1 protein-coding gene is annotated in these 292 nt (G+C 58.9%); it reads left to right on the top strand.

Features of this window, described 5'->3' with window-relative positions; genetic code table 11:
- On the top strand, window positions 1-290 hold a 290-nt coding region (locus EAE92_RS24300; protein ID WP_281422844.1), incomplete at its 5' end, for a ShlB/FhaC/HecB family hemolysin secretion/activation protein.
- Between the last annotated feature and the right edge of the window lie 2 nt (window positions 291-292).

The following is a 292-nucleotide window of genomic DNA, read 5'->3' as shown; positions in this document are numbered from 1 at the left end:
ATGGCGAGTTGACCTTATCCGCTGATCGAGGCTGGTACAGCCGTAACGAACTGGACTGGCAAACCCCGCTGAAAGGGCAGTCGCTGTATCTGGCAATGGATTATGGCGAAGTGGGCGGCCGGGGCAGTGACGCGCTGCTCGGAAAACACCTGGCGGGGAGCGCCCTGGGCTGGAGAGGCAACCTGAAAAAGGTGAGCTACGACCTGTTTGTCGGCGTCCCGCTGTCCAAACCCGCCGGTTTCCAAACTTCCCCCGTCACGGCCGGATTCAACCTGTATTGGCAGTATTAATT

This window comes from Photorhabdus hainanensis, from assembly GCF_018448965.1.
Taxonomy (GTDB): Bacteria; Pseudomonadota; Gammaproteobacteria; order Enterobacterales; family Enterobacteriaceae; genus Photorhabdus; species Photorhabdus akhurstii.
The sequence above is the reverse complement of the archived record's forward strand: the minus strand, read 5'-3'. Positions and strand labels throughout refer to the sequence as shown.